A 22160-nucleotide genomic window follows, 5' to 3' on the forward strand; every position below is an offset into this window, starting at 1 on the left:
GTCAGGACTCCGGGTGGAAAGCGACGACGAGGCCGTGGCGCAGCAGCACCGCGAACAACGCGGCTTCGTCGGCGTGGCGCGCCAGGGCGCGGGCTTGTGCGAAGGCGGCGCCCAGCGGCAGGCCGAGCCGCAGGGCGTCGAGGAGAGCCGTCGCGCCTGCAGGCAGCGCGGCCACGTGCACGTCGAAGTGCGGGCGCGTCACGAGGATTTCTTCAGGCTGCGCGATGTCGATGTGCGCAAGTGAAGGCGCGACGTCCTCCTGGTGCGCGGCCCAGATCGCATGCGCCGCATGGCGCGCGCGGAACCACGTGCAGGCCGGGTGCAGCGCGACGCGGGCGTTGGCGAGTTGCTCCGGGTTCGCGCACAACGCGAGGAACTCCGCGTCCGCGACCGGTTGCGCATCGGCGGCGTGGTACGCGCGGATGCGCAGCGCTTCGATGCGTGCGACGTCGGCCAGGTACGGCACCTGCGCCGCGGGCGCGAAGGTCGCGATGGCAGCGGGAAATTCGAACGCGTACTCGGTGAGCACCGGCGTGCGCGGCGGCGACGCCAGCACGCAGGCACGCGCCATCGCGCGAAAGAACGCTTCACCGACGAGCGCTTGCGTGACCGGGAACGACGCCGCCAACGCATCGACGAGCGTCGCGACGAAGGTAATGCGATGCACGGCGAAGCGGCGCGCGGCATCGTGGCCACGCACACCGCCGGGTGCCGGCGCGGCAGGGGAGGTGAGGGCGTGCGCGAAAGCGGCGTGGACGTTCATGCGCAGCAGGCCGTGTCGTGCCACGCGTGGTCGATCAACGCCTGCGCGTGATGGGCCTCGGCGCGCAGCGTGGCGTACTCCGGAACATGCGTGTCCCATTCGATGAGCGTCGGTACGGGGCCGATGCGCGCAAGCAGGTTCGAATACAGCGCCCACACCGTCGGTGCGACCGGCGAGCCGTGGTCGTCGATCAGCAGCGTGTCGCCGCCGTCATCCTGCACCACGGCATGGCCCGCCAGGTGCACCTGCTGCACGGCCTGCAGCGGCAGCGCGTCGAGGTACGCGCTCGCATCGTGCCCGTTGTTGCTGCATGAGACGTGGACGTTGTTGATGTCGAGCAGCAGCGCGCAACCGGTGCGGCGCACGATCTGCGCGAGGAAGTCGGGTTCTTCGAACGTGCTGCGTTCGAATTCGAGGTACGTGCTGGGGTTTTCCAGCAGCAGTCGGCGGCCCAGACGCAACTGCACTTCATCGATGTGCGCGCACACGCGGGCGAGCGTGGCCGCGTCGTAGCACAGCGGCAGCAGGTCGTTGAAGAAGCGCCCGTCGTGCGTGGACCAGGCCAGGTGTTCGGAATACACCGCGGCGTCGTGGCGGCGCAGCAGCGTGGCGATGCGGGCCAGGTGCGCGGCGTCGGGCGGCGTGGCGCCGCCGAGCGACAGGCCGACGCCATGCACGCTGATCGGCGCGCGCGCACGCAGGGCCGACAATTGCGCATGCGGCAGGCCGCCGGCGCCCAGATAATTTTCCGCATGCACTTCGAAGAAGGCTGGCGGTGCGTCGTCCGCCTCGATCGCATCGAAGTGTCGCGGCTTGAACCCGATGCCGGCCCGCGCGGGCAGGCCGGCATCGGCGACATCGCCGGTAGGGAAGGGGGCATGCAGGTGGGTCACCGGCGATCTCCAGCGTTGGAACGAATGCGTGGTGCGCGACTTACTTGGCGTCGGCCTTCATCGGCTTGAACGCGGCGAGCTGGCCGAAGCCGGTGGGCGAGGACTTCGACGCCGTGGTCTTGCAGGTGCCGGCGGGCACGTACATCCACTGGTTCGCCGAGTAATCCATCTTCGAAGAACCGGCGCAGGTGGTGCCGGGGCCGGCGGCGCAGTCGTTCTTGCCGGCGAGCGCGACGCCGAAACACTTTTCCTTGCCGGCGGCGGAGGCCTTCGCCTTGTCGGGGGCGGGGGAAGCGGCGGCAGACAGCGCGGCGCCGAGCGCGGCAACGAGGGCGAGGGCGGGCAGGGCGGACGGGATGCGGGTCGTCATGGGAAGTCTCCTGGGTGGTCGGGATGGAGGGCTGGCGGAAAAGGGCCAGCGGCCTCACGAAGGAAGACTTCGGACGTCGGGCGGAAAAGTTACATGGCGTGTGCGGCACGGCCCTTGCAAAGGCGCGACCGGGGGCGCACGTCGAAGGGAGATCGACTGGAGACTTCGATGAAATCCCTCGGCTCACGCGCACGCGGTGCGCGGCTTGAACGCATGCGGGCGTCGCCACAATGGCGCGGCGAGACGTTCCGCAACGTGCGTCCGGTGTTGCCCGGATTGCGCGACCCGGCGGCACGCATGCCGACCATCCGCGAATTCCTGTGCGGCGGCGAACATCGCGTTCCCGCGAACCCCTTGCCGTCGTTGGATCCACGCGATGCATGGCAACGCACACCCGACAGCGGCTTGCGCGCGACGTGGCTCGGGCATTCGACGATGCTGCTCGAGATCGGCGGACTGCGCGTGCTGACGGATCCGGTGTGGGGCCCGCGTGCATCGCCGTCGCGTTACGCAGGGCCGAAAAGGTTCCAGCCGGTGCCCGTGTCGTTGCGCGAAATGCCGCCGATCGACCTCGTCATCGTGTCGCACGATCACTACGACCATCTCGACTACCCGACGATCCGTGCACTCGCCAAGCGCGACGTGCCGTTCGTGACGTCGCTGGGCGTCGGCGCGCACCTGGAAGCCTGGGGCGTGCAACCCGAACGCATCACCGAACTCGACTGGTGGGAATCGCATCGCGTGCCCGGCACCGAGGTCGTCGTCACCGCGACGCCGTCGCAGCATTTCTCCGGACGTGGCTTGAAGGATCGCAACGCGACATTGTGGTCGTCGATCGTGGTGCAGTCCGATCGCCACACCGTGTTCTTCAGCGGCGACACCGGCCTGACGACGGAATACGCACGGATCCGCGAACGCTTCGGCCCGTTCGACCTGGCGATGCTGGAAGTGGGCGCGTTCCATCCTGCGTGGGGCGACGTGCACCTGGGCCCCGACAACGCGATGGAAGCGCTGGCGCTGCTCGGCAATCCCGCGTTCCTGCCGGTGCACTGGGGCACGTTCGCGCTGGCGATGCATCCGTGGGACCAGCCGGTGGAGCGCCTGCTGGAACTGGCGCCGTCGCGCGACGTGCAATTGATCCTGCCGCGGCTTGGTGAAGCGGTGGAGCCGGTGCAGGGCGCGCGCGTCGCGCCGTGGTGGCGCGGCGTGGATGCGGGTGCGGTGCCGGTGGTGCAGGAGGAGGACGAAGCCTTGCCGGCGGAGATGCCGTTTCCGATCGATTGAACGCGCCGGCAAATGCCACACCAGCGTTGATCATTCGACGCGGCCAGCGCAGCGCTTCGACGCGGATGCGTGCGTCGCGAGCCGGAGGATCAGACAAAGAAAAACCCCCGAAGATTTTCATCTTCGGGGGTTTCGTTTGGCGTCCCCACGGGGATTCGAACCCCGGTCGCTACCGTGAAAGGGTAATGTCCTAGGCCTCTAGACGATGGGGACGTGTAGCGTTATCCAGCGATTTGATACGAAAAACTTGGTGGAGCCAGCCGGGATCGAACCGGCGACCTCCTGCATGCCATGCAGGCGCTCTCCCAGCTGAGCTATGGCCCCACGGCTGGAAAGGCGGCAAGTCTAGGGGCGCGCTTGGGGAGCGTCAACCCTTGTTTTGCATTCGAGTGAAGTTCGTTGTGTGTGGGCGCGGAAATGCGTGTCGGGGTTCGCGTGCGCGGGACGGATTTTTTCGCCGATCTCGTGCGCGAATCGGGCTGCATGGTGTGCGCGGTTGTCGTCGGCGTTGCGAGTCGACGACTGCGCATCGAACTTCGTAACGCAGTTACGCGCCGCGTTGTGCAGATCGGCGCACTGGAATGCCGACGTTGCGCTGAGCGCCATGCCATCAATCGAATCAGCGTGGGCGACGGCGGAGGTGTTCGCACTGAACGGGATGCCTGGGAGCTGCCCAGGTCCGGCGCACCGGGAGAGGCGGCTCCTAGGACCGGGCTGGGACCCAGGAGCAAGCCGAACCCTCCCGAATGCTTATAGGACATGTCCCGTAAGATGCATTATGCGCACTCGGACAGATGGCGGCTTTGGTCAAAAGATAGCTCTGCATCTGGCCTATCCTCTTGAATCGCTTGAGGTTTCGTCCTTGGAAACCCGTGGCGAACTCGGAACGGCCTCTTTTCCGTTGAGGCCGGTGAACGCCGCCATCATCGTCCACTTTGCGCAGAAGCGTCCAACCCCACGAAGTGACGGCTGGGCGGCTTCGTGGAATTCTGGCCCGGGCAACGTCCGACCCGGCCACGGCACCGAGATGTGATGAAGAAAAAAGAACGCGGAATGCGACGACGCCCGAGTGACCTGGTGGCGCGACTGCGCGACCACGTTTCGCTCCTGAAGGAGTACCGGGACCGTGCCCCAACCGATGCGCGGTTCTACGGTGAGGTCGCTGCAAAGCTGCGAATTCTCGTCTGCCGATTCGGTAGCAATGTGCCGTTGCTGACTGACCTATTGGCGCACTACGACTATCCCGCATGGATTCACACCGGGCAGCACACGCTCACGCTGCCCGAATACCTAAACTCCCCGGCGGTGCAACGACTGAAACCACTCGGGACCATGCCGGATGGCCGTGCCACAGGATTCGAGTCGAACCACATTTCAAAGGTCAATTTCATCCGCGCATGGGCTGAGCAGGCGGGCGCTGCACACGAAGACTGGGAGATTGAAAGCTGGCTCGACACCCTGTTCGAACTACGCGAACGGAAGATCACTGACGGCCACAGCTCGACTCTGATCGGCATCGCGGACGACGTGCTTGCACTCGCGACGAGATTCCTCGATAGCGACTATCACGACACTTGGATCGACTAGCGAAAAAGCCGGCCGCTAGCGCGGGCGCCGGTCCAAACCGCTGGAGAAAGCGGACGTCCCGAGGCGAATGACCGCTTTCGGCCAGAAGCGGACATTCGCTAGCCCTAAGTCAAACCGGCTCGCCACGCCGATCGCAGGGTGCGTCAACGTCTGCTCCGCAGTTGGGGCAAACCCTGTTGTTGCGCAAAGCAGGAAGGTTGAACGCAACGTTGAACACGTGACGCTGCCCAAAAATGGCATGGCACTTTGGGCAGTCAACAAGCCAGACGACATAGAGCAAAGGGGCCATGACGCCCAGCATCAACGGGATGCTCACCCACGCCCATTCGGCATCACGTGCAAATTGGTAGATCGCAACAAGGGAAACGAGGAACACAACCGCCACGGTGAGGGCTCTTGTGACTTTGCGTCGCACTACCTGGCGAATTGTCATGCGGGCTCTTTCGGAGGCTAGGACTTGTTTGCGCGGTTGAGCTTATGCAAGCCGAATCCAGCAAACAAGGCGTCATACGACCGGTTCGCAAGCGCCCTCGACCGTCGGACCTAATGTCCGCTTTGGGTCGAAAGCGGTCAGCAGGAATGATTCGACCGCAGCGGAAGTTCGCCTGCGCGGGTCCGACCGCCAGAGCAAAGCGGGCCATCCATGGCCCTTCCCCGCAGGGCTCCGCCCTGCACCCGAGGGCGGCGGGGATTGCGTGCCGCCTTGGGGCGGCACGCATCGCCCCGCCGCGATTCGTGCGTTTACGCAATGCCTCCCGGGGCTAGGCGACAACAATTGCCAGCTTCCTCGGCCACAACCTCAAACCTAGCGGCCTCCACTAGCGCAGAGAAGCGATCGAGCTTCTCCCGGATGCGCGCACCGAACTCGTCACGCTCGTCGTCCGTCAGCGCGTTCTGCGCCCGCGTGTAAGCATCCAGCAGCGCCTGGCACACAACGAGCTTCTCGCCAGCACACGCCCAGGTCACGGTGAGCATTGCGCGCCCTCCCCTGCGATGCTGAGCGCCGCCTTCGTTTCGCGCGTCACTGGCCGGCCGCGCAAACGCTCCACAGCCGCAGCGGCGAATGGGATGACGTTAGAGGGCTCTGTGACCGTCAGCGCCTTGGGCTTGCTGCGGTGGTGTCCAAACTTCGCGCGGTAGTGAATCAATAGCCCGACGAGCTCGCGCACCGGGATCCGCTCCCGATTGGGAGACACCAGATACTGCCCGCGGATCTTCCAGCCTTCCCATGGACCGGTGAGGTCAATGCGCTGGTACAGGACCGCATCGGCCATGAAGTTCATGGCTTCTTCCGAGGTGGGCTTCGTGCTCATGCGAGCACCGCCTCAACCTGCCGGCTGCGCCGATAGCTTTCCTTTGGGCATGGCTGTGGGGTCAAGATAGAGAGATCTCTCTCTCCGACTCTTGCCCCTGATGCTCCCGGGAGGTGCTCGCACGCGTCGCCGGTGGGTTGCGTTGCCGCAACCGACAACCCGAATGTGGCGGGTTGATCGTACGCAGTGAGGAGGCTCTGGCTCGCCGTTGAAGTTGCCTCTGTGGGACCACTCCCACAAAGACCGGCCTGCCGCACCCCGCCACCGCCATGCACGATTAGGTCTGGGTGATGAAACTCTGCCCCTGCCCAGTCGGTTGAGTCAAGCCGAGATGCATTATGCGCACTTCATCATAGGTCCAGTGGACCTTGGTTCGGGCCGCCTGAACCCGGATCCCCCTTTCCAGAGCCATCTCAAAGCCCCCGGCACGCCGCCTGCACCCGATCATCCAACTTCCTCAGATCGTCGAACGTCCGCCGCAACCCGAGGCGTTCGAGCTTTTCGTCCCGCACGCGCTTCGCCGTGGCGCACGTCGCACGCCGCCGTTCGATCGAGTCCGAACCGGATCCACGCACGCCCGATGATGACGACGGCCCCGACCGCATCGGCCCGGTCCGACGCTGCGACTTCGCCGCCTTCGGTTTCTCCACCGGTGCCTCCGTCACCACCGGGATCGTCTTCGACACCACCTGACCCGGGCCGCACGGCGCCTGCTGGTACGTGACGCTCGCCGGCCCGATGCATCGATACAGGTCCGCCGCCGCCACCGGCGCCGCGCCGCTGCCCAGCACCACGCTCACCACGATCCGTCGCCACATGGCCTGCCTCCCTGGAGGGTTGGCGGCGAGGACGCGACCGCGCCGGCCTTCGAGCGAACTCCCGTCACCAGGCGGGTGTTTCGGCACGGCCGCGCCATCGCCGCCGGGATCAGGTTCGCCCAGCGGCGTTCCCGCCGATATCGGATTGCACCGCGTTGCGTCGTAGGACTTCCGGAACCCGCGCCGCACCCGCGCAGCGCGCCCGTAGCGCGCCGCTGGTGCGCGGTCAACCAGCACCTTGTGTCGATTTATCCCGCGCAGGCGCGCTGGGCATAGTCGGCGGCGTTCGCACTGGGGGTGTCCGCGTGGTGGATGTCGAGTTCCGCGTTCTTGCCGAACGCCGCGAAGGCTTGCTGCTGGCCCTCGGGCAAGTCGTCATCGCGAATGGTTTCACGTTGCTGCGCCATCGCATCGCCACCGAAGCCGATGGCGTCGTGCTGACGATGGTCGTGCGCGGCAACGCCAACGCATTGCTCGAACTCGAGGAACGCCTCGGCACGCATCCGCTGGTGCGCAGTTTCGAGGCGTTGGCGAATGCGCCCGGTGCGCCGATCGCGCCGATTGCGGCCAAGGTGCACGCGCCCGCGCCCGTCGAAGCACCGCCCGTCGAACCACCCGCCACATCCCCCGGCGCCATCGACCACAAGCGCGTCGAACGCCTGCTCCCGCAACTCGCGCGCAGCTATCCCAACATGTTCCTGTTCGTGCACGCGCTCGAGCACGAACTCGACGCCGCCGATCGCGCACCCACGCTGCGCTACATCGGCCAGCGCGTCGGCGCGTGGGTGTACAAGCGCGACTTCTCGCTGGGCGCACAACTCACGCTCGCCCAAGCCATCCGCCATATCGCGTTGCCCGCGATGCGCCAGGTGGTGCAGGCCGAGCTGCTCGGCGAGAGCCTCGAAATCCCCGACAGCCCGTTCCCGCACCGCGGCCAGCACGGCGCGTGCTGCCATTTCCTCGCCGGCATGCTCGACGGCTTGCTGCGCACCACCCAAAGCGGCGACGCCGTGCGCATCACCGAAACCCGCTGCCGCAACACCGGCGCGGCCGCGTGCCGCTTCGAATTCCGCGACTGACCCGCCCTGCCCCTCCCCTCCTCCGAAGGAGTTCCGCGATGCTCCACGACCACGCGCTGCAATGCGTCCACGATCCGCTGCTGATCCTGCTCTCCTATCTCGTGTCCGCGCTGGGATCGTTCACTGCGTTGCAACTCGCCATCGCGATCCCGGCCGCACGCACGCCGCGCGAACGCTGGCGCGCGGTCGCGGGTGCCGGCGCCGCGATGGGCGGCGGTGCGATCTGGGCGATGCACTTCATCGCGATGCTCGCGTGCCGCATGGACGTGCAGGTCTCGTACGACCTCGGCATCACGGCGCTGTCCGCTGTCATCGCGATCGCCTCGTGCATGACGGGGCTGGCGGTGGCGGGCGCGGGCGTGTTCGGTTGGGGCAAGCTGATCGTCGCCGGCCTGTGCATGGGCCTGGGCGTGACCGGCATGCATTACACCGGCATGGCCGCGATGCTGATGCCGGCGCAGACGCATTACGACATGACGCTCGTGGGCGCGTCGGCGGCGATCGCTGTCGTCGCCTCGATCGTCGCGCTGTGGCTCGCGTTCCACCTGCGCGGCAAGTGGCAGATGACGGGCAGCGCGCTGGTGATGGCGCTGGCGGTGTGCGGCATGCATTACACCGGCATGCAAGCGGCGACGTTCGTACCGGACGCGAATGCGACGGCGGGCAACGGCCTCAGCGGCGCCAATCTCGGCATGGGCATCTTCGCCGTCACCACCGTGCTGCTGGCAGTCGTGCTGTCGACCAGCCTGCTGCGCCAGCGCCAGCGCGAGCTCGTGCAGATCTAGTCTTCGATCATCCGGTAGGTGTTCCGGCCCGCGACCTTCGCGTCGTACAGCGCCTTGTCCGCCAAGGCGACGAGCGCGCGGCCGGACGCCACCGTCGTCGCATACGCGATGCCGATGCTCGTGCCCACGCGCAGCGGCGTGCCTTCGGCGAGGATGGGCTGGTCCATCGCGGCGAGGATCTTCTGCGCGATGAGTTCGGCGACCGCGGGGCCGGTGGCGTCTTCCACCAGCACCACGAACTCATCGCCGCCGAGCCGCGCGATCGCATCGATGTCGTACACGCACACCGACAGGCGTTGCGCGAACACGCGCAGCACCGCATCGCCCGCGGGATGGCCGTAGGTGTCGTTGATCGACTTGAACTTGTCCAGGTCCAGCGACATCAGCACCAGCGGCGTGTCGTGCCGGCGCGCACGCGCCACCGCCAGGCCCAGGCGTTCCTCGAACTGCCGGCGATTGCCGAGCCCCGTCAGCGGATCCACGCGCGCCAGGCGATCGAGCGCGCGTTCGGCTTCCTTCTGCGGCGTGATGTCGAACGACAGCGCATAGAAGCCCTGCGGCGTGCCGTCGGCCGCCTGGTGCGGGACGAAATGCGATTGCAGGAAACGCCCGCCGTTGGAGGCATCGGGCGGACGTTCGAACACTTGCTCGGCGCCGGCCAGTGCGGCGCGGATGCGCGGTTCCAGCGCATCGTAGGCACTGTCGCCCATCGTCTCGCGCACGGTCTTGCCCAGCACGCGCTCCGCCGGCATTCCAAGCAGACGTCCGTAATACGCGTTGAGGAAGGTGTAGCGTTCGTCCGCGTCCACGTGCGCGATGAAGGCCGGCATGTTGTCCGCCACCGCGCGCAGGCGCGACTGGCTTTCGTCGAGCGCGGCCAGGGCGGCCATTCGCTTGCTGATGTCGCGCGCCGAGGCGATCAGCTCCGGCGTCGCGCGCGGATCGTCCTGCTGCACGCGCGTGGCGATCGCCTCGATCCACACGTAGTGGCCGTCCTTGTGACGCATGCGGCCGGTGATGGTGTCGGTGCCGCCCTCGGCATACACACGCTGCAACGCATCGCGCATCGACGGCCCATCTTCGGGATGCAACACATCGAAGCCCGGCGCCATGAATTCCGCCGGCGTCCAGCCCAGCATGTCGGTCACGGCCGGAGACACATACGAACGACTGCCGTCGGCCGACATCCGCAGCACGAGGTCGCGGCTGTAGTCGGCGAGCGTGCGGTAGCGCGTTTCGCTCACGCGGTACTGCGTGGCCAGGCGCTTGCGTTCGGACATCACCGTGGCCAAGGGCAGCGAGATCGCGCAACTGGTGGCCACGAACAACTGCAGCAACAGCGTGCGCACCAGCAACGCATCGTCCGCGATCAGGACGAACGGGCCGGCCCGCAACGCCGCGGCGATGCCGCTCGCGATCGCAATGACGGTGACGCCCGACACCACGCCCGCGAATCCGTGCCGGAACGTGATCAGCAGCAGCGGCGGGAACAACAGGAACAGCAACGGCAAACTCTGCTGCAGGTACACCACCGCGCACATCGCCAGCACCACGGCCATGCACGACGCGAAGTCGAGATGGTGGCCGGGGCGTCCGAGCAGGCCGCCGCGTTCGCGCCGCGCCACGACGACCAGCGTGGCCACCACCACCATGCCGATCACGTGCGCCGTGTACCAGGTGAGCAGCACTTCGCCGAACGGACGTGCCGCGGCGGTCGAGGTTTCCACGGTCGCGCCCATCAACGCCGACAGCGCGGCGCCGATGAAGGTGGACGACGTAGCCGTGACCGCGAGCTTCGTCAGCTGCGCGGGATCGGTGATGTCGGGCACGCGCCGGCGGATGGCGCCCGCGACCAGCGCGATCTCGATCAGGTTGGTGAGCCCGTGCAGGATCGCGGGCACGGCGGCGTCGCCATGAAGCAAACGCGCGCCCAGTTCGCCGCAGAACGTGGCCGCGAACATCGCCGGCCACCCGCGCGTGGCGCGGAACAACAGCAACCCGACGACGATGCCGTTGGAGATCCACACCGACGACACGCTGCCCGCCACGCGCGTCAGGTCGATCGAGATCCAGGTGAAGACCGCCACGACGCCGAGCAGGAGCGCCAGGCGGACCGGACGCTCCCGTTGCAGCATTCCGTTGCTGCCTGGATGTAGTGCGTTCACCCGCGCGACGTCCTCACGCGCGACGGCGCCCGAGCCACCAGGCCATCGGGAGGCTCGCGAACAGCATGCCCAGGCCGGAATCCAGGTACTGGCCGATGGTGAATTCCAGCGGGAAGCGGTACCAGCTCCAGTACGGCAGGCTGATCGAGCACCACCCGATCAATCCCATCGCCGCGCCCATCGCCACGCGCGTGCCGAACGACACGTTGCCGGCCGCCATGATCCACGCCGCCAGCAACGCCGCGAGCAGGCAGAACACGAACTGTTTCACCAGCGGCGCGGTCATCGTCATGAGCGACGGATTGCCGGCCGGGTCGTACACGACGAACGCGTACGGCGAGGCCTTGTACTTGTCCTGGAAGGTATTCATCGACGCTTCGTCGCGCCATTGCTCCGGCGACATGCCGGGAATCATGTACACGCCGGCGCCCTTGTCGGCGGCGCCCTGCAATGCGGTGATGGTGACGTCCTGGTTCGACGCCAGCTTCACGCCCATCTCCCCGATCGGCAACGCGACGTGCGCGACCATCCCCCACACGAACAACACGATGGCGCCGATCAGCCCGGCAATGAGAATGCGCATCCCGACTCCCCGGAGAGATTCGCGGCACAGGCCGCCGGGCGAGGATGCACCCGCAAGCGGGCCCCGGGCAACTCAGAACGGCGGCCGCAGCCAATGGGCACCACGCGCGCCGAACCACACGGCGACCAGGCCTGCGACCAGCGTCACACCGAGGTACACGAGCGCAAGCTCGCTGCGATGCGAACGCGTGAAGAGCAGGCATTCGAGCATCAGCGCCGAATACGTCGTCAGGCCACCGAGCAATCCGACGATCAGGAACGCGCGCCAGTACAACGCCGACGGTCCGCGCGATTCGAGCCAGATCGCGAGGAAGCCCGCGAGGAACGCGCCGACGACATTCACCGAGAACGTGCCCCACGGAAAGCCATCGCCGAAGCGTCGCAACATCGCGCCGCCGACCCAGAAGCGCGCGCCCGCGCCCAGCGCCCCGCCGCACATCACCAGCATCAGTTGCTGCCACCAGCTGCTCACGCGCGTGCGTCTCCGGTGTTCGTGAATTTCGGTGCGAGCACCGCCATCGCCGCGACCGCGCAACCCGCACTCGCCGCGAACGCCAGCAACGGCGAGCCGTGTTGCCAGAGCGTGCCGAAGATCGCCGACGCCGGCAGCAACAGCAAGCCGGTGACGAGGTAATACCAGCCGAACGCCGTGCCCGCGCGTTCGGCCGGGACCAGGTCCGCGACCAGCGCGCGTTCGCTGCCTTCGATCGCGGCGGTGACCAGCCCATACAGCGGGAAGGCGATCCACAACACCCCCGCGGTGATCGGCAGCACGCCGAAGATGATGTACAGCACCGCGTAGCCGCCCCACCCCGCCAGGATCAGGCGCTTGCGGCCGATGCGATCCGACCAGGCCGACAGCGGCGTTGCGGCCAGCGACGCGACCGCGGAGAACGCCGCCCACAACAACGTCGTGTGCGCGGCGTCGAAGCCGAGTTCGTTCGCGCGCAGCAGCAGGAACATGTTCGACGCATTGCCGAGCGTGAACAGTCCGAGGGCAGCGAGGTAACGCCGATACGCCGGCGACAGCGCGGAGAAGCGCCAGTCGACGCGCAAGGCTTCCTTGCGCGGCGGATGCTCGGGCTCGCGCAGGCGCAGCGCGAGGAGTAGCACGAAGACCGCAGGCACGATCGCGAGCAGGAACACATGGCGCAGCGACACACCCGACGCCAGCAACGCCGCCGCGATCAATGGCCCGATCACCGCACCCGCGTTGTCCATGCCGCGATGCAGGCCGTACGCAAGCCCGCGTTGTTCCGGCGCCACGCTGGAGGCGAGCAACGCATCGCGTGGTGCCGAACGCAGGCCCTTGCCCACGCGATCGACGAAGCGAAAGATGAGCACGCCCACCCAGCTCGTCGCCAGCCCGATCAACGGCCGCGCGATGCCCGCGAGCCCGTAGCCGATCACCACGAACGGCTTGATGCGCCGCATGCGATCGGCCAGCACGCCGGCGATGAGTTTCAGCAGGCTGCCCGCGGCTTCGGCGACGCCTTCGATCCAGCCCAGCGCCTTCGGCCCGGCCATCAGCACGCTGGCGATGTACAGCGGCACGAGCGGATAGATCATGTCGCTCGCGGCGTCGTTGAGCAGGCTGATGAAGCCGAGCAGCCAGACCGTCCGTGGCAGGCTGGCGAGGGCGCGACGCATCAGGCGTCGTGGCCTTCGCCGCGGGCTTTCGAACGCGCGGCGCGCAGGGCGTCCAGCTTCTCCTTGAAGCGCCCTTCGAGACCGCGCTCGGTGGGTTCGTAATACACACGCTCGCCCATCGCATCCGGGAACCCGGTCTGGTCGAGCGCGATGCCGCCGGCCGCATCGTGGTCGTACTGGTAACCCTTGCCGTAGCCGAGTTGCTTCATCAGCTTCGTCGGCGCGTTGCGGATGTGCAGCGGCACGTCGAGCGTGCCGAGCGTGCGCACGTCGTCGCGCGCCTGGTTGAATGCCACGTACGCGGCGTTGGATTTCGCGGTGGTCGCCAGGTAGATCGCCACCTGCGCGAGCGCGAGATCGCCTTCCGGGCTGCCGAGGCGATCGTAGGTGTCCCACGCATCCACCGACATCTGCAACGCACGCGGATCCGCCAGGCCGATGTCTTCCACCGCCATGCGCGTGAGGCGGCGCGCGAGATACCCCGGATCCACGCCGCCATCGAGCATGCGCGCCAGCCAGTACAAGGCGGCATCAGGATTGGAACTGCGCACCGATTTATGGAGCGCGGAGATCTGGTCGTAGAACTGGTCGCCGCCCTTGTCGAAGCGGCGCGTGCGATCGGCCAGCACCTGTTCCAGCGTGGCCTCGGTGATCGTGCCGCCCTCGCCTGCCAGTTCCGCCGCGATTTCAAGGAACGTCAGGCCGCGGCGCACATCGCCGTCGGCGGCCTTCGCGATCAGCAGCAGTTGTTCCGGCGCGACGTGCAGGTGGCGATCGCCGAGGCCGCGCTCCACATCCTCGAGCGCGCGTTGCAGCGCGACGACGATGTCCTCCGGCGACACCGCATCCATCACGTGCACGCGGCAGCGCGACAGCAACGCGGAGTTGAGTTCGAACGACGGGTTTTCGGTGGTGGCGCCGACGAACAGGATCGTGCCGCGTTCGATGTGCGGCAGGAACGCATCCTGCTGCGCCTTGTTGAAGCGATGCACTTCGTCGACGAACAACACGGTGCGCCGCCCTTCGGCGAAACGATGGCCCGCCTCGGCGAGCACCTGGCGCACTTCCGGCAAGCCGACGAGCACCGCGGAGACCGAACGGAAATCCGCCTCCGCGTAATGCGCGAGCAACTGCGCGAGCGTGGTCTTGCCGCAGCCCGGCGGGCCCCACAGGATCATCGAATGGACGCGGCCGGATTCGATCGCGCGTCGTACCGCGGAACCGGGTGCGAGCAAGCGTCGCTGCCCGACCATGTCGTCCAGCGTGCGCGGACGCATGCGCTCGGCGAGCGGGCGCAATGCGTCGCGGTCGACCTGCAACAGGTCGGGTTCGTCGAATGCCGGCGTCTTGGATCGGGCCACGCCGGCGATTCTATCGGTCAGCCGCCGGAGACGACGTCCACGCCCTTCGGCGGCGCGTACGTGAAGGTGCCCTTCGCGAAGCTCGGGTTGCGCTTCCAGCCCGCGAACGTGAGCTCGGTGCGCTGGCCCAGCGGATCGACGATGCGCATGCGCGACAGGCCGCCCTTGGCGTCGAAGCCCAGGCGCGCGGATTCGAAGCTGGCGTTGTCGCTGGTGCGCGGGCGCAGTTCGATCCAGTCCATGCCGTCGGTGGCGGGCAATTCCTTCACCAGGAATTCCTTGTCCAGGCGCGAGGGATCGATCAGCGCGGCCAGCGGCGAGCTCTGTTCTTCCACGCCCTGCGCGCGCTTGGTGACTTGCTTGAGGTCGGGGTCGTACACCCAGACGGTCTTGCCATCGGCAACGATCAGTTGTTCGAAGGGCTTGGCGTATTCCCAGCGGAACAGGCGCGGCGCCGACATCGCGACGCGGCCGCTCGAGGCTTCCTTCTTCTTGCCGTTGGCGTCGAAGACCTGCTGCGTGAACGTGCCGTCCAGGCCCTTGAGGCCCTTTGCGAAGGCATTGAGGTCATCGCGCCCGCCGGCGGCGGCGGTGAACGACAGCGTCGCGGCGAGGCCGAAGGCGATCAGCTTGCGCATGGGGGATTCCTGGAGGATTGGACCGGGCGCGAGTGTGCCCGGCCCGGGCTGAATGCGCTCTCCACGCGCCGCGTCACTTCGGCGGTGGCGGTGCCAGCACGCTGCGGTCGCCGTTGTGCTCCGGCGGCGTGACCACGCCCGCGGCTTCCATCGCTTCGATCAGGCGCGCGGCGCGGTTGTAGCCGATCTTCAGGCGGCGTTGCACGCCGGAGATCGAGGCGCGGCGCGTCTCGGTGACGATGCGCACCGCTTCGTCGTACAGCGGATCGGACTCGTCCCCGCCCCCGCCGCCGGATTCCGGCAGGCCGGTCGCGCCGACGACGACGCCATCGCCCATCGTTTGCACTTCGTCGAGCACGCCTTCGATGTAATCGGGGCGGCCGCCGACCTGCTTGAGGTGTTCGACGACGCGATGCACTTCCTCGTCCGACACGAACGCGCCGTGCACGCGCTCGGGCATCGCGGTGCCCGGCGGGAGGTACAGCATGTCGCCGTGGCCGAGCAGTGTTTCCGCGCCCGACTGGTCGAGGATGGTGCGCGAGTCGATCTTGCTCGACACCTGGAACGCGATGCGCGTGGGGATGTTGGCCTTGATCAGGCCGGTGATGACATCCACCGACGGACGCTGCGTGGCGAGGATGAGATGGATGCCTGCCGCGCGCGCTTTCTGCGCCAGGCGCGCGATGAGTTCTTCGACCTTCTTGCCGACGATCATCATCATGTCGGCGAATTCGTCGATGAACACGACGATGAAGGGCAGCGGTTCCAGCGGACGCGGCGCTTCGCCGAGTTCGGGGTTCGGCTTGAACAGCGGATCCATCAGCGGCTGGCCCGCGTCGATGGCGTCCTTCACTTTCTTGTTGAAGCCGGCCAGGTTGCGCACGCCGACGGCGGACATGACCTTGTAGCGGCGTTCCATTTCGGCCACGCACCAGCGCAGGCCGTTGGCCGCTTCCTTCATGTCGGTGACGACCGGCGCGAGGAGATGCGGGATGCCCTGGTACACGGACAACTCGAGCATCTTCGGATCGATCATCAACATGCGGACGTCCTTCGCGGACGCCTTGTACAGCAGCGACAACACCATCGCGTTGACCGCGACGGATTTACCCGAGCCCGTGGTACCCGCCACCAGCAAGTGCGGCATGCGCTGCAGGTCGGCGACGGTGGGACGGCCGGCGATGTCCTTGCCGAGCGCCAGCGTGAGCGGGCTGGGCGACTTGTCGTATTCCTTCGAACGCAGCAGCTCGCTGAGGTAGATCATCTCGCGCGAGGTGTTCGGCGTTTCCAGGCCGACGACGGACTTGCCGGGGATCACGTCGACCACGCGCACCGACTTCACCGACAGGCCGCGCGCGATGTCCTTGTCGAGCGAGGAAATCTGGCTGACCTTGACGCCCGGTGCGGGCTCCAGTTCGAAGCGCGTGATCACCGGGCCCGGATACGCACCGACCACCTGCGCATCGATGCGGAAATCCTTGAGCTTGAATTCGATCTGGCGCGAGATCGTCTCGAGCGTTTCCTCGCTGTAGCCCTTCGGCTGCGGCTTGGGATCGTCGAGCAAGGCGAGCGGCGGAATGCCGGTGCCGTCGCCGACATGGAACAGCGGGATCTGCTGTTCGCGCTTGGCGCGGTCGCTCTTCTCCACGACGGGCGCCGGCGGCGGTTCGATCTTGACCGGTGCGCGTTTCGCACGCAGTTCGGTTTCGATCTTGCGCGTTTCTTCGCGCTCTTCGCGGAACGCACGCGCCTGCTGCCATTCGGCGGCCTGCTGCGAACTGCGGCGGAACAACGGCCCCAGCGCGAGCACCCACTGCCCGAGCTTGTCCATCACCGTGAGCCACGAGAGGCCGGTGGCGAGCGTGGTGGAAATCAGCAGCAACGCGACGAGGAAGAGATTGGCGCCGACGGGCCCGAACGCATGGAACAGCGAACGCCCGACGAGTTGTCCCAGGATGCCGCCGCTGCCCGCCGAGAAATCCGGCGCACCGCCAAGGCGCAGGTGCAGGAAGCCCGCCGCCGAAACGAGGAATCCCACGATGCCGACGAGCCGCAACGCAGGCCCGAGGTCGGCTTCGCCATCGCCGTCGCTGTCCATGCCGAACAACGCGATCCACGCGATGAGTCCCAGCATCAGCGGAAGCAGGAAGGCGACGAAACCGCAGAGGTACAACATGACGTCGGCGATCCACGCGCCGACGATGCCGCCGAAGTTGTGCAAGGGCGCCGTGACGCTGCCCGAATGCGACCAGCCCGGATCTTCCGGCGAATACGTGACCAGGCTGGCGAGCAGGTACAGCAGCAGGGGCGCGATGGCGATGAGGGCCAGGTCGCGCCAGAGCTTCTGCCGACGCGTGCCCCCGCCGGACGAAGGTGCGGCTGCACGCTTCGTCCTGCGTTGGGTCGCGCGTTCCGTGTCGGGACGTGCTGCTGCCACCGTACGATCCTGCCTTAAGGAAATCCCCTAGGGCCTTGATCCTACGTCAAAGTTTCATGTCCTGCAGCGCCGGATGCACGATCTTGCCGGCTTCGGTATTGATGCCGCGGACCAGGGCCTGGTTGTCGCGCCAGTTGCCCGAGGCAAGCTTGTTTACCCACGGCAGGATGGCCGCGCAGATCGCCTGCGAGCTGGTCTGCGGCACGGCGCCCGGCATGTTGGTGACGCAGAAGTGGGTGACGCCCTCTTCCACGTAGGTCGGTTCCTTCCAGGTGGTCGGACGCGAGGTTTCGAAGCAGCCGCCCTGGTCGATCGAGATGTCCACCACCACGCTGCCGTCCTGCATGCCCTTGAGCATCTCGCGGGTCAGCACGTGCGGCGCGCGGGCGCCGGTGACGAGCACCGCGCCGACGACGAGGTCGGCCGAGGCCACTTCGCGCGCGACGACGTCGGCGTACGGGTACAGCGTGGTCACGTTGTTGCCCAGCTGCATCATTTCTTCCATGCGGTCCTGGCGCATTTCGAACACGACCACGTTCGAACCGCCCGCCGCGGCGAGTTCCGCCGACGCGCGCCCGGCCTTGCCGCCGCCGAACACCACGACCTTGCCGCGCTCCGTCGACGGCAGGCCGCCGAGCAGCTTGCCCTTGCCGCCTTCGGGCTGGTGCAGCAGGTGCGTGCCGACCTGCACCGCGATCTTGCCGGCGATCACCGACATCGGCGCCAGCAGCGGCAGGTCGCCGTTGGGCAGCTCGACGGTTTCGAAGGCGACCGACGTCAGGCCGATGTCCAGCAGGCGCTTGGTCAGCGCGGGCTCGGCCGCCAGGTGCAGGTAGCAGAACAGCAGGTGGTCCTTGCGCAGCAGGGCCAGGTCGCCTTCGATCGGCTCCTTGACCTTCACGATGAGTTCGCCCTTTTCGTAGAGCGACTTCGCATCCGGGGCGATCTTGACGCCCAGCTGCGTGTACTGCTCGTCCTTGAAGCCGCTCTTCAGGCCCGCGCCCTGCTCCAGCCACACTTCGTGGCCACGCTTGACGAGGTCGCCCGCGGCGGCCGGCACGAGTGCCACGCGGCCTTCGAGGGTCTTGGTTTCCTTGGGTACGCCGATGCGCATCGTGATTCTCGATTGTCTTGGGTGGGGGACGGCGCGTTGCGCCATGGGGCGGTTGGACGCCTTGTGTCGAAGCGGGCCCGCCGCCATCCTGTTGCGCTTGAACGCATGGGACGGCGTGCCACGCCGGCCGCGAATCTTACTTTGGACCCCCACTGCATGACCACTTCCAAGCACTGCCGCCTGCTCATCCTCGGTTCCGGCCCCGCCGGCTGGACCGCCGCCGTCTATGCCGCGCGCGGCAACCTCCACCCGGTGGTGATCACCGGCCTGCAGCAGGGCGGCCAGCTGATGACGACCACCGAGGTCGACAACTGGCCCGGCGATGCGCACGGCCTGATGGGCCCGGCGCTGATGGAGCGCATGCAGGCGCACGCCGAGCGCTTCGAAGCCGAAGTCATCTTCGACCACATCCACACGGCCGACCTGTCGCAGCGGCCGTTCCGCCTGAAGGGCGACGCCGGCGAATACACCGCCGATGCGCTGATCATCTCCACCGGCGCCACCGCGAAGTACCTGGGGCTGGAATCGGAACAGCACTACCTCGGGCGCGGCGTCTCGGCGTGCGCGACGTGCGACGGGTTCTTCTTCAAGGACATGGACGTGGCGGTGGTCGGCGGCGGCAACACCGCGGTCGAGGAAGCGCTGTACCTGTCCAACATCGCGCGCAAGGTCTACATCGTGCATCGCCGCGACACGCTGCGCGCCGAGAAGATCATGCAGGACAAGCTGTTCGCGAAGATCCAGTCCGGCAAGATCGTGCCGGTGTGGCACCACGTGGTCGAGGAAGTCGTCGGCAACGATGCGGGCGTGACCGGCCTGAAGGTGAAGTCCACGCAGGACGGCACCTCGCAGGTGCTCGACATCCACGGCCTGTTCGTCGCGATCGGCCACACGCCCAACACCTCGTTGTTCGAAGGCCAGCTGGCGATGAACAACGGCTACCTCGAGATCCGTTCGGGCCTGTCGGGCATGGCGACGCAGACGTCGGTGCCGGGCGTGTTCGCCGCGGGCGACGTGGCCGACCAGGTGTATCGCCAGGCGGTGACGTCGGCGGGCTTCGGGTGCATGGCCGCGCTGGATGCCGAGAAGTTCCTCGACAAGGAAAGTTGATGGCGCAAGCGCGCATCTTCGGCGCGCTTGGATCCGTCCCCGCGGCGCAGTGGGATGCGCTGCACGATGGCGGCAATCCGTTCGTTTCGCATGCGTTCCTCGCCGGGCTGGAAGACACCGGATGCCTGCGTCCGACCTACGGTTGGACGCCATGCCACGTGGGGGTGTTCGAAGGCGACGCCCTCATCGCCGCCGCGCCCGGTTACCGCAAGCGCAACTCGCACGGCGAATTCGTGTTCGACCATGCCTGGGCACAGGCCTACGCGCGGCACGGATTGCACTACTTCCCGAAATGGCTGGGCGCGGTGCCGTACACGCCGGTGACCGGGCCGCGCCTGCTGGCGCGCGATGATGCGGCACGCGCGGCGCTGGTCTCGGCGATCGTCGGGTTCACGCGCGACGCCGGCTGGTCGTCCGCGCACGTGAACTTCCATCGCGACGACGAAGCCGCGGCGTTCGACGACACATGGATCCCGCGCATCGACGTGCAGTACCACTGGCGCAACTTCGGCGGCTGGCGCACGTTCGATGATTACCTCGGCGCGATGGACCACAAGCACCGCAAGAACATCCGCCAGGAACGCGCGAAGCTGGCGCGGCACGGCGTCGGATTCCGCGTGGTGCACGGCGACGAAGCGAGCGAGGCCGACCTCGCGGCGATGCACGGCTTCTACCTGCAGACCTTCCACGAATACGGCAACACGCCGGCGCTGACGCTCGAGTTCCTGCGCCATCTCGCGCGCACCATGCCGCGCGCGCTCGTGCTGGTGCTCGGCGAACGCGACGGCGAAGCGATCGCCGGTGCCCTCTGCCTGCGGGGTGGCGACACGCTGTACGGGCGCTACTGGGGCGCGAACGAACTGCTGCCCGGCGTGCATTTCGAAACCTGCTACTACCAGGGCATCGACTACTGCCTGCGCGAAGGCCTCACGCGCTTCGAGCCCGGTGCGCAGGGCGAACACAAGCTCGCGCGCGGTTTCCTGCCGACGCTGGTGCACAGCCGGCACTGGATCGCCGATCCGGATTTCGCCGCGGCGATCCGCCCGTGGTGCGCGGAGGAAGCGGCGTCGGTGCGCGGATACCAGGCGGCACTCGACGCGCATTCGCCGTTTCGCGCGGGCACCGGCGCATGAGTGCGCACGCCCCGGTGATGCTCGGCCCGGGCATCCCCTTCCCGCCCGCGGACCACGCGCTCGAAGATCCCAACGGCTTGCTCGCGATCGGCGGCGACCTGTCGCCCGGGCGCTTGCTCGATGCGTACCGGCACGGGATTTTCCCGTGGTATTCCGCGGGGCAACCGATCCTGTGGTGGTCGCCGGATCCGCGCATGGTGTTCCACACCGATCGCGTGCGGTTGTCGTCGCGCTTCCGGCGCACGTTGCGCCATTCGACGTGGCGCGTGCGCGCGGATACGCGTTTCGACGACGTCGTCGACGCCTGCGCCCGCATCCCGCGCCCCGGCCAGCGCGGTACGTGGATCACGCCGGCGATGCGTCGCGCCTACGGGGAATTGCATCGCCTGGGGCATGCGCACAGCGTCGAAGTGCTCGACGGCGACCGGCTGGTGGGGGGCATCTACGGCGTGGCGATCGGCGCGATGGTGTTCGGCGAAAGCATGTTCAGCGCCGAATCGGGCGGATCGAAAGTCGCGCTGGCCGCCCTCGCCCGCGCCCTGCATGCGTGGGGATACCCGCTGATCGACGCGCAGGTGGAGAACGACCACCTGCCGACATTGGGCGCGCAATCGCTGCCGCGGCAGGCCTTCCTCGACCGCGTGCAGGCCCTGGTGCAGGCCCCGGAATCCCCGGGCGCATGGACCGATCGCTTCGGCACCCTGCCCGCCGCCGACCTCGCCCGCTGACCCGCGGGTCTGAACCCCGGGGCGGCCGCCCGCTTTCCCCGCCCTCCCCCGGCGTGCCAGAATGCGCGACTTTGCGGGCGGCCCATCGCCGCCCCGCGCTCTCATCCAGGAAACAAATGGCCAAAGACGATGTCATCGAGTTCGAAGGGACGGTCACCGAAACCCTTCCGAACACCATGTTCCGGGTGAAGCTCGAGAACGGCCACGAGATCATCGCCCACATCTCCGGGCGCATGCGGAAGAACTACATCCGCATCCTCACCGGCGACAAGGTCAAGGTCGAAATGACGCCCTACGACCTGACCAAGGGGCGCATCACGTATCGCATGAAGTAATGTGCGCTAAGTGAT

Annotated in this window: 23 protein-coding genes and 2 tRNA genes; 8 read left to right on the forward strand and 17 right to left on the reverse strand. The window is 67.3% G+C overall.

The window, feature by feature from the left end:
• Position 1: 1 nt before the first annotated feature.
• The 3 genes from LYSCAS_RS14330 to LYSCAS_RS14340 are packed head-to-tail and all read right to left on the reverse strand — an operon-like array spanning position 2 to position 2026.
• Positions 2-763: an HvfC/BufC N-terminal domain-containing protein gene (locus LYSCAS_RS14330; RefSeq protein ID WP_213434726.1), complete on the reverse strand. Its 762-nt coding sequence runs from the start codon at positions 761-763 to the stop codon at positions 2-4.
• A complete protein-coding gene (bufB, locus tag LYSCAS_RS14335; protein ID WP_213434727.1) occupies positions 760-1656 on the reverse strand; it encodes an MNIO family bufferin maturase in 897 nt (298 codons plus the stop codon). Before bufB ends, LYSCAS_RS14330 begins: the two co-directional genes overlap by 4 nt.
• A gap of 40 nt (positions 1657-1696) precedes the next feature.
• Positions 1697-2026 (reverse strand): BufA1 family periplasmic bufferin-type metallophore, encoded by a 330-nt coding sequence (locus LYSCAS_RS14340; RefSeq protein ID WP_213434728.1) that lies wholly within the window; start codon positions 2024-2026, stop codon positions 1697-1699.
• Positions 2027-2239: 213 nt separating this feature from the next.
• On the opposite strand from LYSCAS_RS14340, the gene LYSCAS_RS14345 reads away from it, so the two are divergent.
• The gene (locus LYSCAS_RS14345; protein WP_244858564.1) at positions 2240-3310 is read left to right on the forward strand and encodes an MBL fold metallo-hydrolase; all 1071 of its coding nucleotides are present in this window, start codon (positions 2240-2242) and stop codon (positions 3308-3310) included.
• A 137-nt stretch (positions 3311-3447) separates the two neighbouring features.
• On the opposite strand, the gene LYSCAS_RS14350 is transcribed toward LYSCAS_RS14345, so the two are convergent.
• A tRNA-Glu gene (locus LYSCAS_RS14350) sits at positions 3448-3523 on the reverse strand.
• A gap of 35 nt (positions 3524-3558) precedes the next feature.
• Positions 3559-3634, reverse strand: a tRNA-Ala gene (locus LYSCAS_RS14355).
• A gap of 708 nt (positions 3635-4342) precedes the next feature.
• Here LYSCAS_RS14355 and LYSCAS_RS14360 point away from each other — a divergent pair.
• Positions 4343-4897 (forward strand): hypothetical protein, encoded by a 555-nt coding sequence (locus LYSCAS_RS14360; RefSeq protein WP_213434730.1) that lies wholly within the window; start codon positions 4343-4345, stop codon positions 4895-4897.
• A gap of 109 nt (positions 4898-5006) precedes the next feature.
• On the opposite strand, the gene LYSCAS_RS14365 is transcribed toward LYSCAS_RS14360, so the two are convergent.
• The 4 genes from LYSCAS_RS14365 to LYSCAS_RS14380 form a co-directional block, all read right to left on the reverse strand.
• Positions 5007-5330, reverse strand: a complete 324-nt coding sequence (locus tag LYSCAS_RS14365) for a hypothetical protein (RefSeq protein WP_213434731.1) — start codon at positions 5328-5330, stop codon at positions 5007-5009.
• A 308-nt stretch (positions 5331-5638) separates the two neighbouring features.
• A complete protein-coding gene (locus LYSCAS_RS14370; protein WP_213434732.1) occupies positions 5639-5872 on the reverse strand; it encodes a hypothetical protein in 234 nt (77 codons plus the stop codon).
• The gene (locus LYSCAS_RS14375) at positions 5860-6210 is read right to left on the reverse strand and encodes a hypothetical protein (RefSeq protein WP_213434733.1); all 351 of its coding nucleotides are present in this window, start codon (positions 6208-6210) and stop codon (positions 5860-5862) included. Before LYSCAS_RS14375 ends, LYSCAS_RS14370 begins: the two co-directional genes overlap by 13 nt.
• Before the next feature lie 413 nt (positions 6211-6623).
• Entirely contained in the window at positions 6624-7010 is a 387-nt protein-coding gene (locus tag LYSCAS_RS14380; protein WP_213434734.1) for a DUF4124 domain-containing protein, read from the reverse strand.
• Positions 7011-7333: 323 nt separating this feature from the next.
• On the opposite strand from LYSCAS_RS14380, the gene LYSCAS_RS14385 reads away from it, so the two are divergent.
• Together LYSCAS_RS14385 and LYSCAS_RS14390 are read left to right on the forward strand one after the other, a co-directional pair.
• Positions 7334-8107: a V4R domain-containing protein gene (locus tag LYSCAS_RS14385; protein WP_213434735.1), complete on the forward strand. Its 774-nt coding sequence runs from the start codon at positions 7334-7336 to the stop codon at positions 8105-8107.
• A 38-nt stretch (positions 8108-8145) separates the two neighbouring features.
• Positions 8146-8892, forward strand: coding sequence for an MHYT domain-containing protein (locus tag LYSCAS_RS14390; protein ID WP_213434736.1), 747 nt, complete (start codon positions 8146-8148; stop codon positions 8890-8892).
• On the opposite strand, the gene LYSCAS_RS14395 is transcribed toward LYSCAS_RS14390, so the two are convergent.
• The 8 genes from LYSCAS_RS14395 to ald form a co-directional block, all read right to left on the reverse strand.
• Positions 8889-11027: a sensor domain-containing diguanylate cyclase gene (locus LYSCAS_RS14395; protein WP_213434737.1), complete on the reverse strand. Its 2139-nt coding sequence runs from the start codon at positions 11025-11027 to the stop codon at positions 8889-8891. The genes LYSCAS_RS14390 and LYSCAS_RS14395 overlap by 4 nt on opposite strands.
• A 43-nt stretch (positions 11028-11070) precedes the next feature.
• Positions 11071-11640 (reverse strand): C40 family peptidase, encoded by a 570-nt coding sequence (locus LYSCAS_RS14400; protein ID WP_213434738.1) that lies wholly within the window; start codon positions 11638-11640, stop codon positions 11071-11073.
• 72 nt (positions 11641-11712) lie between these two features.
• Positions 11713-12087, reverse strand: coding sequence for a fluoride efflux transporter CrcB (crcB, locus tag LYSCAS_RS14405; RefSeq protein ID WP_213437852.1), 375 nt, complete (start codon positions 12085-12087; stop codon positions 11713-11715).
• Between the two features lie 20 nt (positions 12088-12107).
• Positions 12108-13289, reverse strand: a complete 1182-nt coding sequence (locus tag LYSCAS_RS14410) for an MFS transporter (RefSeq protein ID WP_213434739.1) — start codon at positions 13287-13289, stop codon at positions 12108-12110.
• Positions 13289-14650 (reverse strand): replication-associated recombination protein A, encoded by a 1362-nt coding sequence (locus LYSCAS_RS14415; RefSeq protein ID WP_213434740.1) that lies wholly within the window; start codon positions 14648-14650, stop codon positions 13289-13291. The genes LYSCAS_RS14410 and LYSCAS_RS14415 overlap by 1 nt, the downstream gene beginning before the upstream one ends.
• A 17-nt stretch (positions 14651-14667) precedes the next feature.
• On the reverse strand, positions 14668-15288 hold the full coding sequence (lolA, locus tag LYSCAS_RS14420) for an outer membrane lipoprotein chaperone LolA (protein WP_213434741.1): 621 nt from the start codon (positions 15286-15288) through the stop codon (positions 14668-14670).
• Between the two features lie 73 nt (positions 15289-15361).
• Entirely contained in the window at positions 15362-17725 is a 2364-nt protein-coding gene (locus tag LYSCAS_RS14425) for a DNA translocase FtsK (protein ID WP_213434742.1), read from the reverse strand.
• Between the two features lie 46 nt (positions 17726-17771).
• Complete coding sequence (gene ald / locus LYSCAS_RS14430; protein WP_213434743.1) at positions 17772-18839, reverse strand: alanine dehydrogenase; 1068 nt, start codon at positions 18837-18839, stop codon at positions 17772-17774.
• A gap of 156 nt (positions 18840-18995) precedes the next feature.
• Here ald and trxB point away from each other — a divergent pair, with 156 nt between their 5' ends.
• The 4 genes from trxB to infA all read left to right on the forward strand — a co-directional run bounded on the left by trxB (position 18996) and on the right by infA (position 22145).
• Positions 18996-19949 carry a thioredoxin-disulfide reductase gene (gene trxB, locus LYSCAS_RS14435; protein WP_213434744.1) on the forward strand — a complete coding sequence of 318 codons (954 nt, stop codon included), beginning with the start codon at positions 18996-18998 and terminating at the stop codon, positions 19947-19949.
• The gene (locus LYSCAS_RS14440) at positions 19949-21082 is read left to right on the forward strand and encodes a GNAT family N-acetyltransferase (protein WP_213434745.1); all 1134 of its coding nucleotides are present in this window, start codon (positions 19949-19951) and stop codon (positions 21080-21082) included. Before trxB ends, LYSCAS_RS14440 begins: the two co-directional genes overlap by 1 nt.
• The gene (aat, locus tag LYSCAS_RS14445) at positions 21079-21810 is read left to right on the forward strand and encodes a leucyl/phenylalanyl-tRNA--protein transferase (protein WP_213434746.1); all 732 of its coding nucleotides are present in this window, start codon (positions 21079-21081) and stop codon (positions 21808-21810) included. Before LYSCAS_RS14440 ends, aat begins: the two co-directional genes overlap by 4 nt.
• Before the next feature lie 116 nt (positions 21811-21926).
• Positions 21927-22145 (forward strand): translation initiation factor IF-1, encoded by a 219-nt coding sequence (infA, locus tag LYSCAS_RS14450; RefSeq protein ID WP_036168934.1) that lies wholly within the window; start codon positions 21927-21929, stop codon positions 22143-22145.
• Positions 22146-22160 lie beyond the last annotated feature (15 nt).

The organism is Noviluteimonas caseinilytica, from assembly GCF_018406605.1.
In the GTDB taxonomy this organism is placed as follows: Bacteria; Pseudomonadota; Gammaproteobacteria; order Xanthomonadales; family Xanthomonadaceae; genus Noviluteimonas; species Noviluteimonas caseinilytica.

What these genes read in the sequence shown, in the direction of transcription:
- LYSCAS_RS14330 (WP_213434726.1), bottom strand. Translation starts at nt 763, where the DNA reads ATGAACGTCCACGCCGCTTTCGCGCACGCCCTCACCTCCCCTGCCGCG.
- LYSCAS_RS14340 (WP_213434728.1), bottom strand. Translation starts at nt 2,026, where the DNA reads ATGACGACCCGCATCCCGTCCGCCCTGCCCGCCCTCGCCCTCGTTGCC.
- LYSCAS_RS14345 (WP_244858564.1), top strand. Translation starts at nt 2,240, where the DNA reads ATGCGGGCGTCGCCACAATGGCGCGGCGAGACGTTCCGCAACGTGCGT.
- LYSCAS_RS14360 (WP_213434730.1), top strand. Translation starts at nt 4,343, where the DNA reads ATGAAGAAAAAAGAACGCGGAATGCGACGACGCCCGAGTGACCTGGTG.
- LYSCAS_RS14365 (WP_213434731.1), bottom strand. Translation starts at nt 5,330, where the DNA reads ATGACAATTCGCCAGGTAGTGCGACGCAAAGTCACAAGAGCCCTCACC.
- LYSCAS_RS14370 (WP_213434732.1), bottom strand. Translation starts at nt 5,872, where the DNA reads ATGCTCACCGTGACCTGGGCGTGTGCTGGCGAGAAGCTCGTTGTGTGC.
- LYSCAS_RS14375 (WP_213434733.1), bottom strand. Translation starts at nt 6,210, where the DNA reads ATGAGCACGAAGCCCACCTCGGAAGAAGCCATGAACTTCATGGCCGAT.
- LYSCAS_RS14390 (WP_213434736.1), top strand. Translation starts at nt 8,146, where the DNA reads ATGCTCCACGACCACGCGCTGCAATGCGTCCACGATCCGCTGCTGATC.
- LYSCAS_RS14395 (WP_213434737.1), bottom strand. Translation starts at nt 11,027, where the DNA reads ATGCTGCAACGGGAGCGTCCGGTCCGCCTGGCGCTCCTGCTCGGCGTC.
- LYSCAS_RS14400 (WP_213434738.1), bottom strand. Translation starts at nt 11,640, where the DNA reads ATGCGCATTCTCATTGCCGGGCTGATCGGCGCCATCGTGTTGTTCGTG.
- crcB (WP_213437852.1), bottom strand. Translation starts at nt 12,087, where the DNA reads ATGCTGGTGATGTGCGGCGGGGCGCTGGGCGCGGGCGCGCGCTTCTGG.
- LYSCAS_RS14410 (WP_213434739.1), bottom strand. Translation starts at nt 13,289, where the DNA reads ATGCGTCGCGCCCTCGCCAGCCTGCCACGGACGGTCTGGCTGCTCGGC.
- lolA (WP_213434741.1), bottom strand. Translation starts at nt 15,288, where the DNA reads ATGCGCAAGCTGATCGCCTTCGGCCTCGCCGCGACGCTGTCGTTCACC.
- ald (WP_213434743.1), bottom strand. Translation starts at nt 18,839, where the DNA reads ATGCGCATCGGCGTACCCAAGGAAACCAAGACCCTCGAAGGCCGCGTG.
- trxB (WP_213434744.1), top strand. Translation starts at nt 18,996, where the DNA reads ATGACCACTTCCAAGCACTGCCGCCTGCTCATCCTCGGTTCCGGCCCC.
- LYSCAS_RS14440 (WP_213434745.1), top strand. Translation starts at nt 19,949, where the DNA reads ATGGCGCAAGCGCGCATCTTCGGCGCGCTTGGATCCGTCCCCGCGGCG.
- aat (WP_213434746.1), top strand. Translation starts at nt 21,079, where the DNA reads ATGAGTGCGCACGCCCCGGTGATGCTCGGCCCGGGCATCCCCTTCCCG.
- infA (WP_036168934.1), top strand. Translation starts at nt 21,927, where the DNA reads ATGGCCAAAGACGATGTCATCGAGTTCGAAGGGACGGTCACCGAAACC.